This is a genomic window from Thermovibrio ammonificans HB-1 (assembly GCF_000185805.1).
GTDB lineage: Bacteria > Aquificota > Aquificia > Desulfurobacteriales > Desulfurobacteriaceae > Thermovibrio > Thermovibrio ammonificans.
Genome location: NC_014926.1, coordinates 116329 through 137838, shown reverse-complemented (window position 1 = coordinate 137838; position 21510 = coordinate 116329). Strand labels below are relative to the sequence as shown.

Sequence of the window (21510 nt, the reverse complement as noted above, 5' to 3'; positions counted from 1 at the left end):
CACCTCACTCCCTTAAAGCCCCAACCATCTCCCCTACGCTCTTAAAGCCCTCTTCCCTCATGTAGTTCTCTATTCCAGCTACTATCTCTTCAACGGCTTTGGGGTTGAAGAAGTTGGCCGTTCCCACCTGAACTGCAGAAGCTCCGGCGAGGAAGAACTCAACTGCGTCTTCCCAAGTGGTAATGCCCCCTATCCCTATAACGGGAACGGAAACGGCCTTTGAGACCTGGTAAACAATCCTGACGGCCACCGGCTTTATGGCCGGGCCCGAGAGGCCACCGAACCGGTTCTTCAGCCTCGGCTTCCTCTTCCTGATGTCTATAGCCATCCCCAGAAGCGTATTTATTGCCGAAATTGCGTCGGCCCCAGCAGACTCTACGGCCTTGGCAATCTCTACCGGGTCTGTGACGTTGGGGGAGAGCTTCACTATCACAGGCTTATCACAGACCGACTTTACGGCCTCTGTAACCCTTGCCGCCTCTACCGGGTCTACGCCGAAGGCAAGGCCCCCCTTCTTCACGTTGGGGCAGGAAACGTTAAGCTCAACGGCGTCAACTCCGTCGACCCCCTTGAGGGCCGCGGCAACCGCCCTGTACTCTTCAACCGTAGAGCCGTAGATGTTGGCTATAACCCGGCACCTGTACTCCTTTAGCTTCGGCACTATCTCCTCAACGAAGTACTCAACTCCCGGGTTCTGAAGGCCTATGGCGTTGAGCATCCCGCAGGGGGTCTCCCAAATCCTCGGAGGCTCGTTACCTTCGCGGGGCTTCACAGAGAGCCCCTTCACGCACACGGCCCCCACCCTGTTAAGGTCGAGGTAAGGGGCGTACTCAAGGCCGAAGCCGAAAGTGCCCGAAGCGGTCCAAACGGGGTTCTCAAACTCAACGCCGAAGAGCTTCACCTTCAACATCACTTAACCTTCCTGAGGAAGCAGATTGTCTCTACGTGGTAGGTCTGGGGGAACATATCCAGCACCTTCGCTCTTTCCATGTGAACGCCGTACTTGTAAAAGAGGGCAACGTCCCTTGCAAGGGTTGCAGGGTTGCAGGAGACGTAGATAACCCGCCTTAGGCGGGGAAGGGTGGCAATCGTTCGGATAATCTTCTCGTTGAGGCCGCTCCTGGGAGGGTCAACAACCACAAGGTCGGGGCCGTTCTCCCTGATTATCTTCAGGGCCTCTTCGGTTTCGCGGCAGTAGAAGTTCACGTTGCGCAGGCCGTTTATGTCCTTGTTGTAGAGGGCGTCTGCAACCGCCGAGAAGTTTGCCTCTACCCCGAAGGCCCTGTGAACGTAGCGGGCAACGGGAATTGTAAGGGTTCCCACACCGCAGTAGAGGTCTCCGGCCAGCATGTACTGGTGCTCCATTGCGCCCCGGGCCACCCTGTCTATCAGGTTGCCCACCTGAAAGCGGTTCACCTGGAAGAAGGAGTCTGCACTGACCCTGAACTTAAACTTACCTACAAGCTCGTAGGTGAAGTCGCGGCCGAAGAACTTGATTCTCTCGGGGTAGCCCGAAGAGCCCTGACGGTATATGCCAAAGCCCACAAGGTTAACGCCGAGAAGCTCTTTAAGCTCCTCAAGCTCGAGCTCAACCCGCTTAAACTGCCTGGGGAAAACGATTTTCAGCAGAACCTCATCCTTAGAGGAGGAGTAGAGGTGGAACTCGGCGGGCTCGGTGGGGAGTTTGGGGAGAAGCTCCTTGAGCCTCGGGAATATCCCCTCCAGGTCCTCCTTCAGGAGCGGGCACCTCTCAACCTCTACAACCGAGTGGGAGTTCTTGGCAAAGAACCCCACTTTGCCCCCTTTAACCTTAACCTGAACCCGGTTCCTGTAGTTCCAGGGAGAAGGGGAGGGAATAACCTCATCTATGTTGGGCCTCTTGATTTTGCCTATTTTCTGCAGGTTCTCCTCAACTACGGCCCTCTTAAACTCCACCTGCTTCCTGTAAGAGATGTGCTGCCAGTCGCACCCGCCGCACTTCCCGAAATAGGGGCACCTGGGCCTTACCCTTCCCGGCCCCCTTTCAAGGAGCTTAACAACTCTTGCCTCCGAGTAGCCGCTCTTTCTGCTGGTCTCCTCGGCAACGATGAGGTCTCCGGGAGCCACCTGGGGAACGAAAACGGCACGGCCGTTAAGGCGGCCAAGACCTTTACCGCCGTAAACCAGCTTTTCTTTTCCTCTTCCCCTCTGCTTCACAGCGCCTCCGGTTGGGCTGAATTATACGAATTTCCGGCCGATAATCTTCAAGCAACTTCCTATTGAGAGGGGATGGCTATGAGGATAAAGACCAAGTTGATGGTCTCTCTGTTCTTAGAAGTTTTCATGATTTTCGTGTTAACCGAGTTTGCCTACCACAAGATAGAGCGCTACAGGGAGCTGGACAGACTCAGCCACGCGGTTTACCAGGTAGAGAAGGAGCTGCTCCAGCTGGAGGGAGCGGTTCTAACCGGCGACGCCCAGGATAAACTGCTGTCGCTGGAAGAGCGTATGGAGAGCCTGAACCAGTTCCAGGAGCCCGAGGCAACAAAGGCCTACTCGGTGGCGGTTTCGGTTCTCTCTCAGGTGGGGAAGGCGAAGGACCCCCAGCAGGCTCTTGCCGCCATAAAGAGGGGAGAGCAGGAGCTCGAGGCGATAAAGCGGAAAATCCTAAAGAAGGATGATTCAATACTCAGAGAGGCCGAGGTCATAGTCCGAATTATCCCCCTCTTTAGCCTGGTAATCATCGGGATAGGGGCCATAAGCACTTACAGGGCAATAGTCAGACCCCTTAACGAAATGTCTAAAGCGATGCGGGAGATTGAGAAGGGAGACCTTACCAAGTCCCTCAACATAGACAGGGACGACGAGCTGGGAGAGCTTGCGAGGGAGTTTAACAGGTTCCTCAGCTGGATAAGGGAGACCTTTAAGGAGCTCGAGAAGCTCTCGGCCAGGGTCTCCAACGAGGCGAGTATGCTGGTTGTTGAGCTCTTGAACACGAGCCTCAAAAACGACGACATTAAGAAGAGGTTTGCCGAGCTCTCCATTTCGTCTGAAGTCCTTGCCAACTCTATAGCCGACGTTAACAGGCTCATAGACTCCTCCTCTAAGCAGGTAGAGAGGGTTAACGAGGAGACCGAGAGGGGAACTACCATAGTTTCCCGCTCCGTTAACGACGTTCAAACCCTTGCAGACAAAGTTATAGGCCTCAGGAACAGGGTTGAGGAGCTTCAGAAGAGCTCCACGAAAATCCAAGAGGTTGTTGAGACCATCAAGAGCATAGCCGACCAGACCAACCTGCTCGCCCTTAACGCCGCAATAGAGGCCGCAAGGGCCGGAGAGGCCGGCAGGGGCTTTGCGGTTGTTGCGGAAGAGGTGAGGAAGCTCGCCTCGAGAACAGTTGCCTCCGCCGAGGAGATTGGAAAGATAGTGGGAACGATTATCGAGCTCATCCAGTCGTTCTCCAACGAGCTTGAGGGAAGGGCCAAGGAGGCCTTCACCGTTAAGCAGGAGATGGCGAAAACCGAAGAGGTTCTAAAGAGCATTCGGGAGACGGTTGAGTCGCTGGCAGAGGTTACGAACAACGTCCTCTTCTCACTGAACCAGCAGCTCTCGGCCCTCGATACCGTTAGGGACAACATAGCCACAATCAACGAGGAGATAGAAGGGTTCCAGCAGATATTCAGGAAGCTCCAGGACAGGATATTCAGAACTCGTTCGGCCATAAAGACCGTCCACGAGAGCATCTCCAGCTTCCGCATCGGGGAGCTCTCAACCATTGTGAAGGGGCTGGAGCTCTTCTCCGACTGGCTCTCTAAACTCCCCATGGCCCTCGAGAACCCGGCACTCGTAGACTACGACTCCTCTCCCATTAAGAGCTGGATAGAGCAGGAGTTCAAGAAAATCAAGGCTAAAGGCGTAACCGACCTTGTAAATGAGCTGGAGGAGAGCATAGAGGCCGCCTTCAGGAAGGCCAAGGAGATAGTGGAGGCCGTGAAGAGGGGAGAGCTCAAGAACTCGATGTTTGAAGAGCTCGAGCAGGAGGCGTCAAGGGTCATAGAGACCTTCGAGAGAATCGTGGAGAAGCTGAGGGAGAGCAATGGGTAGGCGCTCCGACGGAGTGGTTTACTACAAGGTAAGGTGCCCCGGCGGCAGGGAGATAACCGTTCCGATACTCTTCAGCTTTAAGGGAGAGGAGAGTGAGGAGGGGGTTGTGGCCACCAGCTTTTCCCCTCCAGGAATAGTGGAAATACTCAAAAAAAGGCAGTTCTTCCTCATAAAGGAGAACAGCCGTAGGCGGACCGTTTTAGTAAAGGGAAAGGTAAAGTGGTGCAAGGGAAACAGCTGCCTATTTCAGCTGGACGAAGAGGTCATAGAGGAGAAACGCTTCTACGAGCGCTTCGTTTTCTGCCCCGAGGAGCTGGGGGAGTTTGAGCTCCACCTGAAAAACGGCGAGAGGATACCGGTTAAAGTTCTGGACATTAGTATGTCGGGAATCAAGCTGCTGGTTGAGCGTTACGGGGAGAAGGTCTCCGCCGGCGAGACCCTCCTTCTGACCCAGGAGACCCGCTTCCTCACGGTAAAGGTTGTAAGGGTGGAGCGGGAGAAACGGGGAGCCGTTGTAGGGTGCAAGATAGTCAACACCAACTTTAACCTTATAGGGTTCATAATAAACCGCTACATAGAGCGGGTGGCCCAAATTTTGGAGAGCTTCAGTCGAAGTACCTGAGCTTCCTGTAAAGGGTATCCCTCTGAACGGGCCTGTAGCCGGCGTCCTTTATGAGCCTGATGATTTCCGACAGGGGGAGCCGGAACTTCACGCCGGCGGCCGCAACAACGTTCTCCTCTATCATAAGGGAGCCGAAGTCGTTGGCCCCGAATTTCAGGGCAACCTGGGCCATTTTGCCACCCTGGGTAACCCAGGAGGCCTGAACGTTGTCGAAGTTATCGAGGAAAATCCTCGACAGGGCCAGCACCTTCAGGTAACGCTCACCGCTGGCCTTCTCCTTAACCTGCCTGCCCAGCTCGGTGTTGTCGGGCTGGTAGCTCCACGGGATAAAGGCGGTAAAGCCGCCGGTTTCGTCTTGAAGCTCCCTTATAACGGAGAGGTGCTCAACGATATCCTCGTCGGTATCGAGGCTCCCGAACATCATGGTTGCCGTTGTCCGGAGGCCGAGTTTGTGGGCGGTTCTGTGAACCTCAAGCCACTCCTTAGTTTTTATTTTGTTCGGGGCAATCTGCTGCCTGACCCTGTCGGTTAGTATCTCGGCACCGCCTCCGGGAATAGAGCCCAAGCCGGCCCTTTTAAGCCGCCTTATAACCTCTTCAACGGTTAGGTTTGAGACCCGAGCTATGTGGACGATTTCCGGAGCCGAAAAGCCGTGAACGTGAATCTGGGGGAACTCCCCCTTTATAAACCTAAGGAGCTCCTCGTAGAACTCTATACCGAGGTCGGGGTGAAGACCTCCCTGCAGGAGGATGGCCGTTCCCCCCAGCTGGATGGTCTCCACTATCTTGCGGCGGAGCTCCTCCCGCTCTATAACGTAGGCGTCGGGAGCCCCTTTATCCCTGTAAAAGGCGCAGAACCGACACCTGCAGACGCAAACGTTGGTGTAGTTAATGTTCCTGTCTATTACGAAGGTTACCTCCCTCTCGGGGTGCTTCCTGTTCCTTACGAAGTTTGCAAGCTGACCGAGGGTGAGAAGGTCGGCGTTGAGAAGCTCAAGGGCCTCCTCCGCCGTTATACGCTCCCCACTCAGGACTTTTTCGGCTAAACGGTTCATAAACAACTCCCGGGACTATAATTAAGGAAGCTACGCTAAGAGTAATCTACGGGGTATCCGTTGGAGTGTCAAATCTGTGGCGGCAGCGGCTGGATTCTGGTTACAAAAGAGGGGAAGCAGTTCGTTAAAAGGTGTCAGTGCACCTTCTCTAAAAGCGTAAAGGCCTACCTTGAGTCGGCCGGCATACCGCCCCGGTATAGGCAGTGCCGCTTCAAGAACTACTACCCGAAAACGAGGGACCAGTTAAGGGCCCTTAAGGTGTGTAAAGAGTTCGTTCAGCTCTTCCCCTTTACCAAGAAGGGGGTTCTACTCTTTGGCACTCCCGGAACCGGTAAAACCCACCTTGCGGTGGCGACCCTGAGGAACATAATAACGGCAAAGGGGTTAAAGGGCTTCTTCTGCGACTTTCGCGACCTTCTGGTGGAGCTCAAGCTCATGATGGAGCAGAGGCTCCCAATAGGGGAGAAGCTGGAGGAGATAAGGAACGCCCCCTTCCTCGTTTTAGACGACGTAGGGGCCGAGAGGAATACCGAGTGGGCCAGAGACCTCCTGGCAGAGATAATCAACCACAGGTACTCCCAGTGTTTGCCGACTTTCATAACAACCAACCTAACGGTGGGCGACCCCTCTCCGGACTCCCTGGGAGGGAAGTTCGACCACAGGACGGAGTCGAGAATCTACGATATGTGTACCATAGTGCAGGTGAGCGGAGATGACAGGAGAAAAGAGGCAGCCGGCCTATAAGAGCGTAGGAGTGATAGCAAACCCCACAAAGCCCGAGAGTGCAGAAGGGGTGAAGAGGGTTTTAAAGAAGCTCTCGGAGTTCCCGGTAAAGGTGTTCACCGACGAGGAGAGCTGCAGGCTGGTCAACGACAGCCGCTGCAGAAAAGTGGCAAAAGTCATAGACAGACTCCTGCTGCCCGACAAGGTAGACGTTATCCTGGTTTTAGGGGGAGACGGAACCTTTCTGACGGTTGCAAAGCTGGTAGATAAGCGTCCCGTTCCCCTGCTGGGAATAAACTTCGGCACTTTGGGTTTTTTAACCGAAATCTCCATATCCGAGATTGAGGAGTGCATAGAGCGTTTAATGAGGGGGGAGTTCCTCCTTGAGAACAGGCCGGTTATAAGGGTGAAGGTTTCAAGGAGGAACGGCCACATCTCAATTTACAGGTGCGTTAACGAGGTGGCGATAAAGAGGGACACCCTCGGCAGGATAATAGAGGTTGAGCTGAAAGCCGACGGAGAGTACCTGACAACCTTTAGGGGAGACGGGGTAATCGTGGCAACGCCTACCGGCTCAACGGCCTACTCCCTCTCGGCCGGCGGCCCGATTCTCATTCCGACCCTAAACGCAATGCTCTTAACTCCGATATGTCCCCACACTCTAACTTTAAGGCCGCTGGTCTTAAAAGGGGAGACCTGTATAACGGCGAGCCTAAAGAGCGACAGCGAGAACGTGATGGTTGTTTTCGACGGACAGGAGGGGATAGAGCTTCGCCCCGGCGATGTTATAGAGATAACCCGCTCCCCCTACGACCTGCTGATACTGAGGGACCCGAGGAAGTCCTACTACCAAACTCTTAGGGAGAAGCTGAAATGGGGCTAATAACAGGTGCAGTTGCGGCCGTAACGGCGGCAACGGTGATGTTCAGCATCAACCAGGGGATAAAAACCCCCGAAAGTGCCCAAGGCTACATGGGAAAAATATACATCTCGAACATCGGCAACCTGCCGCCCGACGCAAAGGACGGAGACGGCTACATAACCCTTGCCGACCTTAACGGCAGAGTGGTAAAGCAGAAGTTCGTTAAAGGTTTAAACGCACCGAAAGGGATAACCTTCTGCGACGGGAAGCTCTTTGTTGCCGACATAGATAGGGTGGTTGTTGCAGACCCTTCAACCGGCAAGGTGATTAAAGTGATTCCCGTTGAAGGGGCAAGGTTCTTAAACGACACGGCTTCCAACGGGAAGTCGGTATTTGTGTCGGATACCCAGACCAACTCAATCTACGAGATAGACCCGAAAACCTACAAGGTGAAGCTGTTCATAAGAACCCACAGGTTGGAGGGCCCCAACGGCATAGACTTCGCAAAAGACGGAAAGATGATAGTTGTAAGCTGGGGAGGGGGTAAAGTCCTCCAAGTGGGAAAGGAGATTAAAGTTCTGGCAAGCGGCTTTAAGAATTTAGACGGCGTTGTCGTTCTGCCCGACGGCTCCATACTCTTTTCGGACTTCTCGGCCGGTAAGGTTTACAGACTGAAAAATGGCAAGGTGTCTACCGTTGTCTCCAACCTCATATCGCCGGCAGACATAGGTTACTACAGGGGAGTGCTGCTCATCCCCGAGTTCATGATGAACACCGTTAAGGCGGTAAGGCTGAGATGAAGCAGATAGTTGTTCTAACCGGAGAGTCGGGGGCGGGGAAGACAAGCGCCCTTCGCCACCTGGAAGACCTCGGGTTCTACGCAATAGACAACATACCCCTGTCGCTGGTTGAGGAGCTGATAGACCTCATAGAGGAGAGCTCCAAAATAGAGAAGGCTGTTCTGGTTGTTGACGCAAGGAGCCCGGAGTTTGAACAGAAGGCCAGAGAGCTCTTCTCGCGGCTCAAAGAGCGCCACCCAAACCTTTCCATATGGTACCTGACCGCAAGGAAGGAGAAGCTCCTCAACAGGTTCAAGGAAACCAGAAGACCCCACCCGTTCCAGCGGTTCTACCCGGATAAAAACTTAGAGGAGCTCATAGAGAGGGAAAAGGAGGTTTACGAGAAGCTCTTCTCCCTCTTTGACAGAACCATAGATACAACGAACCTAACTGTTCACGACCTCAAAAGGCTCATCAAAGAGCTTCTCCTCCTCCAAAAGCCCCAACTTCAAGTAACTTTTCTGTCGTTCGGCTTCAAGTTCGGCGTTCCCCAAACCGCCGACAACGTCTTCGACGTGCGCTTCCTTCCGAACCCCCACTTCGTTCCCGAGCTCAAGAGGAAAACCGGCATGGACCAAGAGGTAGCGGATTACATCTTCCGATTCCCCGAATCCCAAGAGGCCCTAAAGAAGATAAAGGAGCTCGTGCTCTTCACGCTACCCCAGTACGAAAAAGAGGGCAAAGCCTACGTAACCTACGCCGTAGGCTGCACCGGCGGTCAGCACAGGTCGGTGGCCTTTGCAGAAATTCTGGCAGAGGAGGTTGCCAGAGAGTTTCCCGAGTTTCAGATATTCGTGGAGCACAGGGAACAGGGGGTCAGAAGGAGAGTCTCCGAAGAAGGGTGTAGTGGTCGGCCCCCGGAAGAACTCTCAAGGTTGCCTTCGGGAGAACCCGAAAAAGGCCGTAAGCCCCTTCAAGGCAGGTAACGCGGTCTTCATCGCCAACGGCGATAAAGCAGGGAGCCTTCACCTTAGAGGCGTAACGGGTAAGGTCAAGCCCACAGAAAGATTCAAGGAGCCTCACAGCCCTCTCCGGGTTGAGCTTTTCCCCTACAGGGGGAGCTTCCTCTGAGCAGAACTCCCTGAAGAAGGAGACCCCTTCACTAAAGTTCCTTCTCAGCCGTTTCAAGAACCGCTTAACAACGACCTCGGGCTGAGAAACCCCCGAAAACTTAACGGTGGGAGCGAGCAGAACCAGCCGGGCCACCTTTTGGGGATAGAGGGCCGCCGTTAAAAGGGCAACGGAGGCCCCCAGCGACCAACCCACAAGCGTTACACCGTTCGGAAGGAGAGAGGCAACTTCGGCAGAGAGCTCCGGAAGGTCGGTAGAGAGAAAGGGAGACTCCCCGTGACCGGGGAGCTCCAGGTGGTTTGCCGAAGAGAAGGGCGTTCCTTCCCAAACGGAGGAGCTGAAGCTCCAGCCGTGGAGGGTAAAAATCATGCCGCCTTTTTACCCTCCTTGCCCTTGGGAGACTCCATCATCTTAAAGAGGTGGAACTCCTTTATAACCTCCATAGCCCTCTTAAGCTGGGCGTCTATCCACTTCTCCTGCTGCTTCCTCACCTCTTCGGTCTTCTCAGGGTGGGCCTCAACCTCTTTGGCCTCCTTCTTGAAGAACTCTATGTCCTCTTTGGAGAGCTTCACCTCTATGTCGGGCTTAATCCCCTTACCGTCTATACACTGGTGATTGGGCATGTAGTACTTGGCCGTTGTTATCTTGATTGCGTAGCCCATATCCAAGGGGTAGAGGGTCTGAACGGAGCCCTTACCGAAGGTTTTCTCACCTACAACAACGGCCCTGTCGTTGTACCTCAGGGCTCCGGTGAGAATCTCGGCGGCGCTTGCAGTTCCCCCGTTAACGAGCATCACAACCGGAATGTCGGTGGGTATCACGGGGTTGTGGAGGGAGTAGTAGCTCTTAACGCTCTCGGGGATGCGCCCCTTCGTGTAAACGATAAGGTCTCCTTTGGGAAGGAAGAAGTCGCTTATGGCAACGGCCGAATCGAGGAGACCTCCCGGGTTGTTCCTCAGGTCAACGATAATGCCCTGAAGCCCTTTGTGCTTCTTCAGGGCCTCAAGAGCCTTCTTAAACTCGTCTACGGAGGTCCTCTGGAAGATGGTAAACCTTATGTAGCCTATGTTCCCCGGGAGTATACGGTACTTCACGCTCTTAATCTTTATAACGGCCCTCGTGATTGTAAAGGGCTTGGGCTCGGCCCAGCCTTTACGCCATATCCAGATGGTTATCTTGGTTCCCGGTTTACCCCTCATGAGCTTCACGGCTTCCATGAGGGTCATGCTGGGGGTAACCTTCTTGCCGTCTATCTTAACGATTACGTCTCCGGGCTTTATACCCGCCTTGTAGGCAGGAGTGCCCTCTATGGGAGCTATTATCATCAGCCGGCCGTCTTTAGTCTTGGTAATCTGAATGCCGAGGCCCCCAAACTCACCGCTGGTTTCAACCTGAAACTCCTTAAGCTGGTCGGGGGTGAAGAGGGTACAGTGGGGGTCGAGCTTGTTGAGCATTCCCTGAATCGCACCCTCAAAGAGGGTCTTGGGGGTTTTAGGTTCAACGTACTTCTCCTTAACCAGCTGGTAGGCCTCCATAAAGAGCCTTATGTACTTCAGCTCCTGCTGAGAGTCCTGAGAGGCCCTTGCTATGGAAACCACCGAGTGTTTCCCTATCAGAACTACGGCGGCAAGGAAGAAGAGAACAAAGAGGGAGAGCTTGACGGCCTTTTTCATCTACTTCCTCTCTAAAACTTTTTTCACCTTCTCAACAATACCCTTATCGTCGAGCTTGAAGTAGTGGAGAAGCTCCCAGCCCTTTCCGGAACGGCCGAAAACGTCGGGAGTTCCGAGCCTCTCCATGGGCACGGGGTAGTTCTCAACGAGAACCTCGGCAACGGCAGAGCCCAGTCCCCCGATTATAGAGTGCTCTTCGGCCGTTACAACGGCCTTCGTCTTTTGGGCCGATTTTACTATAAGTTCCTTATCTATTGGTTTAACCGTAGGCATATGGATAACCTCTACAGAAATCCCCTCCTTCTCGAGCTCCTCGGCGGCAAGAAGGGCAAAGTGGGTCATAACGCCGTTCGCAATTACGGTAACGTCCTCTCCCTCCCTGAGAACGTGACCCTTACCGATTTCAAAGGTGTAGGTTTCGTCGAAAATCCTCGGGAACTTCTCCCTGGTGAGCCTTACGTAGAAGGGGCCGGGAGTGTAGGCGATTTTCCTTATAACCTGGCGGGTCTCAATGTCGTCTGCGGGAACGATGACCCTCATGTTGGGGATGTTCCTCATGTTGGCAACGTCTTCAAGGGCCTGGTGGCTTGCGCCGTCTTCACCTACGGTAATGCCGCCGTGAGTGCAGACGATTTTGACGCTCAAGTTCGGGTAACATATCGTCTGCCTTACCGCCTCCCAGGCCCTTCCCGTTCCGAAAATGGCAAAGGTGCTCACAAAGGGAATCTTGCCGGTTGTGGCAAGGCCGGCGGCGGTGTTCATCATGTTTATCTCTGCAATTCCCATATTGAAAAAGCGCTCCGGGAAAGCTTTTGCAAACTTGGCAGTTTTCGTTGAGCCGGAAAGGTCGGCATCGAGGACAACTATCCGTTCATCCTCCCTGCCGAGCTCAACGAGCGTATCGCCGTAGGCGTCCCTAAGGCTTACCTTCTCCATACTCTCCTCCGGGTTAAACTATTTCTCCCAGCTCTTTCAGGGCTTCTTTAAGGAGCTCCGGCGGCAGGGCCTTTCCGTGCCACTCGGCCCTGTTCTCCATGAAGGAGACCCCCTTACCCTTAACGGTTTTGGCGATAATCATAGTCGGCTTGTACTTCACCGTGTCCGCCTCATCAAGGGCAGCTTTTATCTCTTTAAAGTCGTGGCCGTTTATCTCAACAACGTGCCAGCCGAAGGCCTTCCACTTCTCAACCGCCGGGTAGATGGACATCACCTCGTCTACGGGGCCGTCTATCTGGAGGTTGTTGTTGTCGAGAATTACAACGAGGTTGTCAAGGTTGTAGTGGGAGGCCGCCATTGAGGCTTCCCAAACGCTGCCCTCCTGGGCTTCACCGTCGCCTATCATACAGTAAACCTTGCTGTCGCTTCCGCTCAGCTTCAGCCCCATGGCCATTCCAACGGCCGCACCGATACCGTGACCCAAGCTACCGGTGCTTATCTCTATTCCCGGCGTTTTGTGCATGTCGGGGTGGCCCTGGAGGTCTCCGTCGAGCCTCCTGAACTCGTGGAGTTTCTCCAGGGGGAAGTAGCCGGTGCGGGCAAGCACCGAGTAGAGGGCCGGGCAGACGTGTCCCTTAGAGAGGACAAAGCGGTCTCTCTCTTCCCACTTGGGGTTTTCGGGGTTGTGACGCATTTTGTAGTAGTAGAGGGTGACTATTATGTCGGCCGCAGACATGGCTCCGCCGGGGTGCCCCGACTGGGCCTCAGAGGTCATTTTGAGTATGTCCTTCCTCACCTCACGGGCTAAGGCCCTAAGGGTAACTTCGTCTATATCTCTGTTCCTCCGGGTGAAGAAGGAGGGCTCAAACCTTACCATGACAACCTCCGGATTTTACTTAAAAGGACTCTTCGCTCTTTATCCGCTCTATCTCTTTAAGAACCTGCTCTCTGGCCGTTCCGCCTATTACGTTTCTGCTGTTTACAGAGCCCTCAACGCTCATGAGCGAGAGGACGTCTTCCCCAAAAAGGTCTGAGAACCTCTTAAACTCCTCAAGGGTGAGCTGGTCGAGCTCCTTACCGGTATCGAGGCAGTAGGCCACAAGCTCGCCCACAACCCTGTGGGCTTCACGGAAGGGCATCCCCTTTTTGGCGAGGTAGTCTGCAAGGTCTGTGGCAAGGGAGAAACCTTTGCGGGCCTGTTCTCTCATCCTTTCGGCCTTCGGTTTCATACCGGCAACTACAAGGGCGTTAACTTTAAGGGCCATTTTAACGGTGTCGAGGGCGTCGAACAGGGGCTCCTTGTCCTCCTGAAGGTCCCTGTTGTAGGTGAGGGGAAGCCCTTTCAGTATCGTGAGAATGGCCATGAGGTCGCCGTAAACCCTTCCGGTTTTACCCCGGGTGAGCTCGGAAACGTCGGGGTTTTTCTTCTGGGGCATTATGGAGCTTCCGGTGCAGAAGGCGTCGGGAAGCTCGATAAAGCCGAACTCTTCGGTAGACCAGATGATGAGCTCCTCGGATAGGCGGGACAGGTGCATCATAACCATGGCGCAGTTAAATATAGTCTCGGCTACAAAGTCCCTGTCGCTTACTGCGTCCATACTGTTGCGGGTAACCCCCTCGAACCCCAAAAGCTCCGCAGTGAACTCCCTGTCGAGGGGGTAGCTGGTTCCGGCAAGGGCGGCAGAACCTAAGGGTGAGACGTTCACCCTCTTCAGTGTATCCCTGAATCGCTCCTCATCCCGCTTGAACATGTGGTAGTAGGCAAGCATGTGGTGGGAGTAGAGAACGGGCTGGGCTATCTGAAGGTGGGTGTAGCCGGGCATAACAACGTCTATGTGCTCCTCGGCCTGCTTCAGGAATGCGCGGCGAAGCTCTTTAAGGAGCTTCAAAACCTCCTCTATCTCGTGGCGAACGTAAAGGCGCACATCGGTTGCAACCTGGTCGTTGCGGGAGCGACCGGTGTGGAGCTTCCCCCCCACGGGGCCCACAAGCTCTGTGAGCCTCTTCTCAACGTTCATGTGAACGTCTTCAAGCTCGGTCTTCCACTCAAACTTCCCGCTCTCAACCTCTTCAAGGACTTTGTGGAGGCCTTCAACGATTCTGTCCGCCTCCTCCTTAGAGAGGATTCCCTGCTTGGCGAGCATTCTCACGTGGGCCACGCTTCCGGCTATATCGAAGGGGGCCAAACGTTTATCGTAGGAGACCGATTCGGTAAACTGCTCAACCAGCTTGTTTGTGCTCTCCTTGAACCTTCCACCCCAGAGCTTCTTCTCCAAAGGCCACCTCCTACTTGCCCAATTGTAACAGCAAAACTATAATTGCCTAAAGTTTTCAAGGAGGAAAATATGCTGGGCAGAGAGGTAAAGGAAGCCCTTACATTTGACGACGTTCTCCTGGTTCCCAACTACTCGGAAGTTCTTCCAACTCAGGTAGACGTAAGGACGAAGCTCACAAAGAAGATAACCCTCAACATCCCCATAATGAGCGCCGCCATGGACACGGTAACGGAGGCCGAGCTGGCAATAGCCATAGCCCGGGAAGGGGGAATCGGAATAATCCACAAGAACATGTCGATAGAGGAGCAGGCCGAAGAGGTAGACAGGGTTAAAAGAAGCGAAAGCGGAATGATAGTAAAGCCCGTTACCGTAAAGCCTGAGCAGACGATAGCAGAGGCCGAAGCCCTCATGAAGAAGTACAAGATATCGGGCCTGCCCGTTGTAAACGATGAGGGCAAGCTGGTAGGGATAATCACCAACCGGGACATCAGGTTCGTTAAAGACTTCTCCAAGCGCATCGCCGAGGTTATGACCAAGGAGAACCTCAGAACCGTTCCCGTGGGCACCACATTAGAGGAGGCCAAGGAGATACTCCACAAGTACAAAATCGAGAAGCTCCCGGTTGTTGACGAAAACGGCTACCTCAAAGGGCTCATAACCATAAAGGACATAGAGAAGAAGGAGAAGTACCCCAACGCCTGCAAAGACGAGCTCGGCAGGCTCATGGTGGGCGCGGCAATAGGGGTAGGCCAGGAGGCCCTGAAGAGGGCCGAGGCCCTGGTTGAGGCCGGCGTAGACGTTATAGTGATAGACACCGCCCACGGCCACTCCAAGGGCGTTATAGAGATGGTAGAGAAGGTAAAGAGCCGCTGGCCCGACGTAGACGTTATAGCCGGAAACGTTGCAACACCGGAAGGGACAGAGGCTCTCATAAAGGCCGGTGCAGACGCAGTTAAAGTGGGCATAGGCCCGGGTTCTATCTGCACAACCAGGATAGTTGCAGGCGTGGGCGTTCCCCAGCTCACCGCCGTTGCCCAGTGTGCAGAGGTTGCCGACAAGTACGACATCTCCATCATTGCTGACGGCGGAATAAAGTTCTCGGGAGACATCGCCAAGGCAATCGGGGCAGGCGCAAGGGTGGTGATGATAGGCAGCCTCTTCGCCGGAACCAAGGAGAGCCCCGGAGAGCTGATTCTCTACCAGGGCAGGAGCTACAAAGTTTACAGGGGGATGGGCTCCCTCGGGGCGATGAAGAAGGGAAGCAAAGACCGCTACTTCCAGAACGAGGTTGAGGAGAAGAAGCTCGTTCCCGAAGGTATAGAGGGAATGGTTCCCTACAGGGGACCCCTGGCCGACACAATCCACCAGCTCGTAGGAGGACTCAGGGCCGGAATGGGATACTGTGGAGCGGCCAACATAGAGGAGATGAGGAAGAAGGCCCGCTTCGTGAGGATAACAGCGGCCGGCCTTAAAGAGTCCCACGTTCACGACGTAATAATCACCAAAGAGGCTCCCAACTACTGGATAGAGAGGTAACCCCTCTCTATCCAGTTTTCCCCTCTTCTAATCTCACCCCGTAAAGGGAGAGAACGGCCAAGAACTCCCTGTTAAACCGCCTCCTCCAGCGGTTTAGTTCAACCTCGAAGGCCGTGGGGCGCTTCGGCCTAAACAGCAGCTCCATTCCAGCCTCTTCGGGCGTTCTGTCACCTTTACGCTGGTTACACTCGCAGCAGCAGGTCACAAGGTTCTCCCAGCTCCACTCTCCGCCCCGGCTCTTGGGAAGAACGTGGTCTATTGTTGCATCGCTGTCTTTCACCACGCGGCCGCAGTAGGCACAGGTGAAGTTGTCGCGGATGAAAACGGCCCTCCGCGTGGGAGAGGCGGTCTGCCAGTGGCGCAGAAGTACGGGCACCCTAACAACCAAAGGGGCGGGAAACTTTTTTGTAGGAGAGTAGAGGTAAACCGAGAAGTAGTGCTGGAGAACTTCGCACCTGCCCAAAACCTCAAGGAGGAAGGCCTTCTTGTGTGAAAAGACTGTGACGGGAAGGTAGGTCCTGTCGAGGACCAGGGTCGGGTAGAGAACCATCGGAAACTCCAATCCGGTTCAAATCCGATTATATTTAAAAGGAACAGTTTTAAAGAGGAATTTCCTCAAACCTCTCCTTGACCTTACCGCCACCGCTGTTATAAATTAACAGTCCACTTTTAACCAACCACGGAGGTTGCACCATGTATGCCGTAATAAAGACAGGCGGTAAGCAGTACGTAGTGGAGCCCGGTCAGGTTATAAAGGTTGAGAAGCTCAACCTACCTGAAGGGTCCGAGGTGGAGTTTGAGGCCCTTATGGTAAGGGGCGACAACGGAGAAGTGAAGGTAGGACCTGAAGCCAAGGGAACAAAGGTTAAGGCCACCGTTGTAAGGCACGGTAAGGGTAAGAAGATTATCGTTTTCAAGTACAAGGCCAAGAAGCACTACCAGCGTAAGTACGGCCACCGTCAACACTTTACAGAGCTTCAAATCAACGAAATCGTAGGTTAAACCGAAAGCCGATTGGAGGTTCGCCATGGCACATAAGAAAGGTATGGGTTCCACCAAAAACGGTAGGGACTCCATCGGAAAAAGGCTCGGAGTAAAAAGGCACGACGGCCAAATCGTTAAGGCCGGAAACATCATCGTAAGGCAGAGGGGAACTTCCATCCACCCCGGCCAGAACGTGGGAATGGGCAGCGACTACACCCTCTTTGCCCTGATAGACGGCGTTGTAAAGTTTGAAACCCGCCGTAACAAGAAGTTCGTAAGCGTTTACCCCGTTCAGTAACCAACAGGGGCGGAGCTTCCGCCCCTTTACCCTCCCTACCTGAAGCCCGCCATCCAGAGGAGCGCAACCCCCACAGCCTCGCCTACGGCAAGGGCGATAAACCCGGGCGTTGTAACCTTAAAGAGCTCCTTTGTTCCCATAGAAAGCGTAAGGAACCACTTAAAAAGCGTGTTAACAAAGGCCGAAAGCAGAACGGCAATTATCGCCGGCAACAGGGCAACCGAGGCCGAGGCGTAGAGCTTGGAAACGGAAAGGGTTAAAGGGTCTACATCTGCCAAACCGGAGATGGCGGCAACCCCGTAAAGGCCGTAGTTTCCGAAGTACTTCAGGGCGTTCCTCGAGGCAAATAGGACAAAGGCGTAAAAGAGGCCAAACTTAAAGGCCGTTGAGAGCTCAAAGGGGTTTTCTATCTTCACCTGGGTCTCCTCCGCCCCCTTGCCGCTTGTAAGCCTGTAGGCAAAGAGCATCCCGAAGGCAAAGGCAACCATAGAGGGGATGAGGAGGAACTTGGCAAAGTAAGGGCTTATTATGGCCGCAAGTAGGGTCATACGGGGGAACATTATGGCGGAAGCTCCCACTATACCGGCGCCGTACTCCCTGGTGAGAGAAGGGTTGAGCCTTGCCAAGGGGGAAAAAGTTGCAGTAACCGCAGTTGAAGAGACGAGCCCGCCCACAAAACCGGCAACGAGAATCCCCCTCTTACCTATAAGCTTGGTTAAAACGTAACCGAGGAAGTCTATAGAGGAGATAACAACAACCATAGTCCACACTTCTTTGGGGTTGACCCCGTGGAAGTTCCTGTCGGGAAGGAGCGGGTAGATAACAACCGTAACGGCCGCAAACTTCAAGAAGGCGTAGAGGTCTTCCAGCGTAAGGTGCTTTACGAACCGGTGCATCTGCTCCTTAAAGGAGAGCACAAAGAGCACCATAACCGCAAGGAGCGAGGCCAGCTGAAACTCCCGAAAATAACAGAGTGCCCCTATGGAGAAGGTTAAAAGGGCCGAAACCTCCGACGTTAGTCCCGGCAGCCCTTCAAGGAACTGGGCGAGGAGAACCAGAAGAGTTACTGCACCGAAGACCACCATTAAGAACCACTGGTTGTAAACAGCTGCCAGGTGGGCAGAAACGGTGCCGAGGAGAGATATGAGTATGAAAGTTCTGATGCCGCCGAAAGAGGGAGTTCCCTCCTTCTGTTTTTTAAACTCCCTCTCCACCCCCAAAAGGCCGCCCAGAAGGAGAGAAACGAGGTAAGGCTCGTATAGGTGCCACACCTCGGAGTTTACAAGCTCCCTGAGGAAGTTAACCATACAGCTCTCCTTCGAGAACCTCTCTCATAACCTTAACCGGAGCCTTCTGGCCGGTCCAGATTTCAAAGGCAACAGCCCCCTGGTGAATCAGCATCCCGAGGCCGTTTATAACCTTACAGCCTCTCTCCTTGGCCGCTTTGAGTAAAGGGGTAAGGGGCGGGTTGTAGATAATATCAACTACCACCTTCTCTTCGGGGATTTTAGAGTAGTCGAAGAGCTGAGGGTCTTGGGGGTGAAGGCCCAAAGAGGTGGTGTTTACGATAATATCAGCCTCATCAAGGAGCGTTTCCACAACCGAGTCCCTCAGAGGGTAAACGAGGACGTTTCCCCGCCTCGAGAGGAGCTCGCCGAGGGCTTTGGCCTTGGGGAAGCTCCTGTTTACAACGTGCAGGAACTTAACTCCCCCCTTTAAAAGGGCGTAGCCTACGGCCCTTGCCGCTCCCCCGGCACCGAACATCAGGGCCTTCTTCCCCTCAAGCTCTACGCCCTCTTCAAGGAGCGAGCGCAAGAAACCTTCGGCGTCGGTATTGTAACCGGTAAGCTGCCCCTCCTCGTTCTTTACGGTGTTAACGGCCCCCAGGAACTCTGCGTCACCTTCAAGGAAGTCCACAAGCTCGGCAACTTGCTCCTTATGGGGAACGGTAACGTTAAAACCCTTCACTCCGAGAACTCTCAGGCCCTCTATACCCTCCTTCAAATTTTGGGGGGCGAGGTTGAAGGGAACGTAAACGGCATCTATACCGAGAGCCTCAAAAGCGGCCGTCTGCATCAGCGGAGAGAGGGAGTGCTTAACCGGATGGCCTATTATGCCGTAAACGGCGGTCTTGCCGGTGAGTTTCATAACTCCTCCCCGGGGATAGTCTCTAAACGAAGATTATACAGGCGGGGCAAGGGATTACTCGGATTGGAGGGGGAAGTGGCGGGGACGACGGGACTCGAACCCGCGACCTCCGGCGTGACAGGCCGGCGTTCTAACCAGAACTGAACTACGTCCCCGTGGAAGTGGTGGGCGGAACAGGGATCGAACCTGTGACCTCCAGCTTGTAAGGCTGGCGCTCTCCCAGCTGAGCTATCCGCCCACGCGTTGACACTGGGAAATATAGGAAACGGCGGCGGAGGTGTCAACAGTAGAAGGGGGAATTTCTCCCTTAAAAAGCGTTCAAGAAGGCCGAAAATGGGAAGTAGGCGGAGGAGAGTATGGATAGAGAGAGTCTTAAGCTTTTAAAGTCGCTGCTTCCCGACTTCCTCAAGGAGATAGAGAGGGAGTTCTCAAGGGACCCGTTCGTCAGGGAGTTCGTAAAGGAGGAGAGGGCCTTTAAAGAGCTCGTAAAACTCCAGAAAACGCTTTTAAACCTGTTCCTTGAAAACCTTGAAGGTAAAAACAGGCTCAACGGTAAAGTTGAAGAGAGCGTTAGGCTCTACCAGGTTCCCTACGTTGCCATATATAGAGCAGTTACCGCGGCAAAGGAGAAGCTGGTTGAACAGCTTGCAGAGAAGGAGATAGATAGACTGCAGCTCTTTGAGGTTTCGAGGAAGCTACAGAAGCTCCTCAACGCCGTGGCAAGGGCTTACCTGAAGAAGGAGGCCCTTGAGCTGAGACGGGTCTTAGACTCCCCTTTTAAGGAGCACCTGCTCTTTAAAAAACACGCAAAGTGGATAGAGGAGCTCTCTGAGAGCATAGCCGACCTCGAGCTTTCCCGGTTTCCCCTTAAGAACTACAAAGAGTGTGAGTTCACAAAGGTTCTCAACTACCCCGAGTCCCTTATGGTGTGCATGGACAAGAACCTCTGCTCCTACCTTGACGAGCTCCACCGCCTCATCCACAAGCTTGCCGACTCTCTCTACTACTACTGCTCCAAGAAACAGTTCAACGAGGCCTACCTGGTCTTTAAAGACTTAAAAGAGCAGGTGATAAGGTTCACCCAGGTTCTCGGTGAGCTCTACTTCGTTACCTACTCCGACCTTGAGCACAGCTTCTTCAAGCTGATTCAGTTCCTCCAGAGAGAGGGAAGAATCACCGTTTTTATGGTCGACTTCCAGGGACTAAAGTCGCTAAACGCAATATACGGGGAGGGAATAGTAACCGGCGCAATAAAGGAGATTATTAAGCGCCTCAAAAGGGAGATAGAGCCAGAAACCGAGCTCCTCATTAAGGGCGTAACCGCAGACCTCTACCTCCTGACAACGGGAAGCGGAAAGCGGCTCCTTGAGAAGGTGGAGAAAGCCCTCAAGGAGCCGGCGGAAGCCGAGGGGAAAAGGCTCCACCTGAAAGCCCTTGTTGTGGGCGTGGAGCTTCCTCCCTTCGGCCAGGTAACGCCGGAGGAGCTGATAAAGGTCTTCTCCAACCTGAAGAAGGAGGCGAAAAAGCTCAACAGAGACCGCCTTTACCTGAGCGGAAACGAGGGCCAGAGGAAAATAGAGGAGATTCTAAACGAGAAGTACAACGAGCACTTCGTTCTGAAGAAGATAAAAAACGGAGAGGTAGACGTTGTCTTTCAGCCCATTTACACCGTAGATACAAGGGAGCTCTTTACGCTGGAGGTTCTGGGCAGGATAAAGGACGGGGAGAAGCTCATACCGGCCGGAATATTCATAGACGCCATCTACAACCTCCACCTTATAGAGGAGTTCGACACACTGGTTATAAAACGCCTCAAAGAGAAGGCAAACCTCATAAAGCGCATAACCAACAGACTCTTCATCAACGTAAGCTTCCAGTCGCTCCTCGACCCCAACTACATAAAGGAGCTTCAATCCTTTGTAGAGAGCTTCGGTGAAACCGGGGTAACCCTCGAGCTTACAGAGCAGCGCTTCGTAGAGAACACCCAGGTTGTAGAGGAGGTCTCAAAGAACCACAAAATCTACTTCATAATAGACGACTTCGGCAAAGGGTACTCGTCGCTTAGAACCCTGGTTGAACTGGCCAAGAAGGGCATCCTCAAGTTCCTGAAGATAGACGGCACCCTCATAAAGGACGTAGAGAGCGACTCATTTGTTAAAAAAGTCATAAAAATCATCTCAACACTGGGGGAGGAGCTCCAGGTAGGGGTGGTAGGAGAGTTCGTAGAGAACGAAGAGACCGTGAAAGTCCTACAGGAGCTGGGAGTCCAATACGCCCAAGGGTACTACCTGAGCAAGCCGCTTACGCTCGAGGAGCTCCTCGTGAAAATAGTAGAGGAAGGCTAACGGCTGACAACAACCAGAAAGAGGGCAAAGTTAAACAGCAGAAGCCAGAAGGCAAGCTGG

General features: G+C 53.8%; 21 protein-coding genes and 2 tRNA genes. 10 read left to right on the top strand and 13 right to left on the bottom strand.

Translation table 11 applies throughout. The features are described from left to right. Positions 1 to 4: 4 nt before the first annotated feature. Both THEAM_RS00815 and THEAM_RS00810 read right to left on the bottom strand, forming a co-directional pair. Positions 5 to 910 carry a dihydroorotate dehydrogenase gene (locus tag THEAM_RS00815; RefSeq protein ID WP_013536918.1) on the bottom strand — a complete coding sequence of 302 codons (906 nt, stop codon included), beginning with the start codon at positions 908 to 910 and terminating at the stop codon, positions 5 to 7. Further along, positions 910 to 2196: a class I SAM-dependent RNA methyltransferase gene (locus tag THEAM_RS00810; protein WP_013536917.1), complete on the bottom strand. Its 1287-nt coding sequence runs from the start codon at positions 2194 to 2196 to the stop codon at positions 910 to 912. Before THEAM_RS00810 ends, THEAM_RS00815 begins: the two co-directional genes overlap by 1 nt. Before the next feature lie 78 nt (positions 2197 to 2274). On the opposite strand from THEAM_RS00810, the gene THEAM_RS00805 reads away from it, so the two are divergent. Then, a complete protein-coding gene (locus THEAM_RS00805) occupies positions 2275 to 4083 on the top strand; it encodes a methyl-accepting chemotaxis protein (RefSeq protein ID WP_013536916.1) in 1809 nt (602 codons plus the stop codon). Further along, positions 4076 to 4705 carry a PilZ domain-containing protein gene (locus tag THEAM_RS00800; RefSeq protein ID WP_013536915.1) on the top strand — a complete coding sequence of 210 codons (630 nt, stop codon included), beginning with the start codon at positions 4076 to 4078 and terminating at the stop codon, positions 4703 to 4705. Before THEAM_RS00805 ends, THEAM_RS00800 begins: the two co-directional genes overlap by 8 nt. Here the strand turns inward: THEAM_RS00800 and mqnC are convergent. Next, a complete protein-coding gene (gene mqnC / locus THEAM_RS00795) occupies positions 4689 to 5759 on the bottom strand; it encodes a cyclic dehypoxanthinyl futalosine synthase (RefSeq protein ID WP_013536914.1) in 1071 nt (356 codons plus the stop codon). The genes THEAM_RS00800 and mqnC overlap by 17 nt on opposite strands. Positions 5760 to 5819: 60 nt before the next feature. Between mqnC and THEAM_RS00790 the strand changes: the two genes are divergently transcribed. From THEAM_RS00790 to rapZ, 4 genes are read left to right on the top strand one after another with little or no spacing between them, the layout of a single operon-like run. After that, positions 5820 to 6503: an ATP-binding protein gene (locus THEAM_RS00790; RefSeq protein ID WP_013536913.1), complete on the top strand. Its 684-nt coding sequence runs from the start codon at positions 5820 to 5822 to the stop codon at positions 6501 to 6503. Then, positions 6472 to 7365 (top strand): NAD(+)/NADH kinase, encoded by an 894-nt coding sequence (locus tag THEAM_RS00785; protein ID WP_013536912.1) that lies wholly within the window; start codon positions 6472 to 6474, stop codon positions 7363 to 7365. Before THEAM_RS00790 ends, THEAM_RS00785 begins: the two co-directional genes overlap by 32 nt. Beyond that, complete coding sequence (locus THEAM_RS00780) at positions 7356 to 8144, top strand: NHL repeat-containing protein (RefSeq protein WP_013536911.1); 789 nt, start codon at positions 7356 to 7358, stop codon at positions 8142 to 8144. The genes THEAM_RS00785 and THEAM_RS00780 overlap by 10 nt, the downstream gene beginning before the upstream one ends. Further along, positions 8141 to 9109 (top strand): RNase adapter RapZ, encoded by a 969-nt coding sequence (rapZ, locus tag THEAM_RS00775; RefSeq protein ID WP_013536910.1) that lies wholly within the window; start codon positions 8141 to 8143, stop codon positions 9107 to 9109. Before THEAM_RS00780 ends, rapZ begins: the two co-directional genes overlap by 4 nt. Here rapZ and THEAM_RS00770 read toward each other — a convergent pair. Genes THEAM_RS00770 through argH form a run of 5 tightly spaced genes read right to left on the bottom strand, consistent with a single transcriptional unit; the run spans position 9000 to position 14139 of the window. Next, a complete protein-coding gene (locus THEAM_RS00770) occupies positions 9000 to 9623 on the bottom strand; it encodes an alpha/beta fold hydrolase (RefSeq protein WP_013536909.1) in 624 nt (207 codons plus the stop codon). The genes rapZ and THEAM_RS00770 overlap by 110 nt on opposite strands. Further along, positions 9620 to 10927 carry a S41 family peptidase gene (locus THEAM_RS00765; protein ID WP_013536908.1) on the bottom strand — a complete coding sequence of 436 codons (1308 nt, stop codon included), beginning with the start codon at positions 10925 to 10927 and terminating at the stop codon, positions 9620 to 9622. Before THEAM_RS00765 ends, THEAM_RS00770 begins: the two co-directional genes overlap by 4 nt. Continuing rightward, positions 10928 to 11863, bottom strand: a complete 936-nt coding sequence (locus THEAM_RS00760) for a transketolase family protein (RefSeq protein WP_013536907.1) — start codon at positions 11861 to 11863, stop codon at positions 10928 to 10930. Positions 11864 to 11876: 13 nt separating this feature from the next. Then, complete coding sequence (locus tag THEAM_RS00755; protein ID WP_013536906.1) at positions 11877 to 12740, bottom strand: transketolase; 864 nt, start codon at positions 12738 to 12740, stop codon at positions 11877 to 11879. A gap of 19 nt (positions 12741 to 12759) precedes the next feature. Beyond that, positions 12760 to 14139 carry an argininosuccinate lyase gene (argH, locus tag THEAM_RS00750; RefSeq protein ID WP_013536905.1) on the bottom strand — a complete coding sequence of 460 codons (1380 nt, stop codon included), beginning with the start codon at positions 14137 to 14139 and terminating at the stop codon, positions 12760 to 12762. A 69-nt stretch (positions 14140 to 14208) separates the two neighbouring features. Between argH and guaB the strand changes: the two genes are divergently transcribed. After that, positions 14209 to 15675 (top strand): IMP dehydrogenase, encoded by a 1467-nt coding sequence (gene guaB, locus THEAM_RS00745; RefSeq protein ID WP_013536904.1) that lies wholly within the window; start codon positions 14209 to 14211, stop codon positions 15673 to 15675. A gap of 7 nt (positions 15676 to 15682) precedes the next feature. Here guaB and THEAM_RS00740 read toward each other — a convergent pair whose 3' ends face one another. Continuing rightward, on the bottom strand, positions 15683 to 16225 hold the full coding sequence (locus tag THEAM_RS00740; protein ID WP_013536903.1) for an HNH endonuclease: 543 nt from the start codon (positions 16223 to 16225) through the stop codon (positions 15683 to 15685). A gap of 143 nt (positions 16226 to 16368) precedes the next feature. On the opposite strand from THEAM_RS00740, the gene rplU reads away from it, so the two are divergent. Continuing rightward, a complete protein-coding gene (gene rplU, locus THEAM_RS00735; RefSeq protein WP_013536902.1) occupies positions 16369 to 16677 on the top strand; it encodes a 50S ribosomal protein L21 in 309 nt (102 codons plus the stop codon). A 25-nt stretch (positions 16678 to 16702) separates the two neighbouring features. Next, the gene (rpmA, locus tag THEAM_RS00730) at positions 16703 to 16957 is read left to right on the top strand and encodes a 50S ribosomal protein L27 (protein ID WP_013536901.1); all 255 of its coding nucleotides are present in this window, start codon (positions 16703 to 16705) and stop codon (positions 16955 to 16957) included. 35 nt (positions 16958 to 16992) lie between these two features. On the opposite strand, the gene THEAM_RS00725 is transcribed toward rpmA, so the two are convergent. The 4 genes from THEAM_RS00725 to THEAM_RS00710 form a co-directional block, all read right to left on the bottom strand. Continuing rightward, the gene (locus THEAM_RS00725; protein ID WP_013536900.1) at positions 16993 to 18264 is read right to left on the bottom strand and encodes an MgtC/SapB family protein; all 1272 of its coding nucleotides are present in this window, start codon (positions 18262 to 18264) and stop codon (positions 16993 to 16995) included. Then, positions 18257 to 19105: a shikimate dehydrogenase gene (locus THEAM_RS00720; RefSeq protein ID WP_013536899.1), complete on the bottom strand. Its 849-nt coding sequence runs from the start codon at positions 19103 to 19105 to the stop codon at positions 18257 to 18259. Before THEAM_RS00720 ends, THEAM_RS00725 begins: the two co-directional genes overlap by 8 nt. Positions 19106 to 19181: 76 nt before the next feature. Beyond that, a tRNA-Asp gene (locus THEAM_RS00715) sits at positions 19182 to 19260 on the bottom strand. Between the two features lie 7 nt (positions 19261 to 19267). Further along, positions 19268 to 19343, bottom strand: a tRNA-Val gene (locus THEAM_RS00710). Positions 19344 to 19461: 118 nt separating this feature from the next. Between THEAM_RS00710 and THEAM_RS00705 the strand changes: the two genes are divergently transcribed. Then, positions 19462 to 21450 (top strand): EAL domain-containing protein, encoded by a 1989-nt coding sequence (locus tag THEAM_RS00705; RefSeq protein ID WP_013536898.1) that lies wholly within the window; start codon positions 19462 to 19464, stop codon positions 21448 to 21450. Positions 21451 to 21510: the final 60 nt, after the last annotated feature.

Bases quoted from the DNA above. Each gene is read 5' to 3' on its own strand.
- THEAM_RS00765 (WP_013536908.1), bottom strand. From the start codon at position 10,927: ATGAAAAAGGCCGTCAAGCTCTCCCTCTTTGTTCTCTTCTTCCTTGCC.
- THEAM_RS00780 (WP_013536911.1), top strand. From the start codon at position 7,356: ATGGGGCTAATAACAGGTGCAGTTGCGGCCGTAACGGCGGCAACGGTG.
- THEAM_RS00740 (WP_013536903.1), bottom strand. From the start codon at position 16,225: ATGGTTCTCTACCCGACCCTGGTCCTCGACAGGACCTACCTTCCCGTC.
- THEAM_RS00755 (WP_013536906.1), bottom strand. From the start codon at position 12,740: ATGGTAAGGTTTGAGCCCTCCTTCTTCACCCGGAGGAACAGAGATATA.
- THEAM_RS00720 (WP_013536899.1), bottom strand. From the start codon at position 19,105: ATGAAACTCACCGGCAAGACCGCCGTTTACGGCATAATAGGCCATCCG.
- THEAM_RS00815 (WP_013536918.1), bottom strand. From the start codon at position 910: ATGTTGAAGGTGAAGCTCTTCGGCGTTGAGTTTGAGAACCCCGTTTGG.
- THEAM_RS00725 (WP_013536900.1), bottom strand. From the start codon at position 18,264: ATGGTTAACTTCCTCAGGGAGCTTGTAAACTCCGAGGTGTGGCACCTA.
- THEAM_RS00770 (WP_013536909.1), bottom strand. From the start codon at position 9,623: ATGATTTTTACCCTCCACGGCTGGAGCTTCAGCTCCTCCGTTTGGGAA.
- rpmA (WP_013536901.1), top strand. From the start codon at position 16,703: ATGGCACATAAGAAAGGTATGGGTTCCACCAAAAACGGTAGGGACTCC.
- rapZ (WP_013536910.1), top strand. From the start codon at position 8,141: ATGAAGCAGATAGTTGTTCTAACCGGAGAGTCGGGGGCGGGGAAGACA.
- rplU (WP_013536902.1), top strand. From the start codon at position 16,369: ATGTATGCCGTAATAAAGACAGGCGGTAAGCAGTACGTAGTGGAGCCC.
- mqnC (WP_013536914.1), bottom strand. From the start codon at position 5,759: ATGAACCGTTTAGCCGAAAAAGTCCTGAGTGGGGAGCGTATAACGGCG.
- guaB (WP_013536904.1), top strand. From the start codon at position 14,209: ATGCTGGGCAGAGAGGTAAAGGAAGCCCTTACATTTGACGACGTTCTC.
- THEAM_RS00785 (WP_013536912.1), top strand. From the start codon at position 6,472: ATGACAGGAGAAAAGAGGCAGCCGGCCTATAAGAGCGTAGGAGTGATA.
- THEAM_RS00705 (WP_013536898.1), top strand. From the start codon at position 19,462: ATGGATAGAGAGAGTCTTAAGCTTTTAAAGTCGCTGCTTCCCGACTTC.
- THEAM_RS00760 (WP_013536907.1), bottom strand. From the start codon at position 11,863: ATGGAGAAGGTAAGCCTTAGGGACGCCTACGGCGATACGCTCGTTGAG.
- THEAM_RS00800 (WP_013536915.1), top strand. From the start codon at position 4,076: ATGGGTAGGCGCTCCGACGGAGTGGTTTACTACAAGGTAAGGTGCCCC.
- THEAM_RS00805 (WP_013536916.1), top strand. From the start codon at position 2,275: ATGAGGATAAAGACCAAGTTGATGGTCTCTCTGTTCTTAGAAGTTTTC.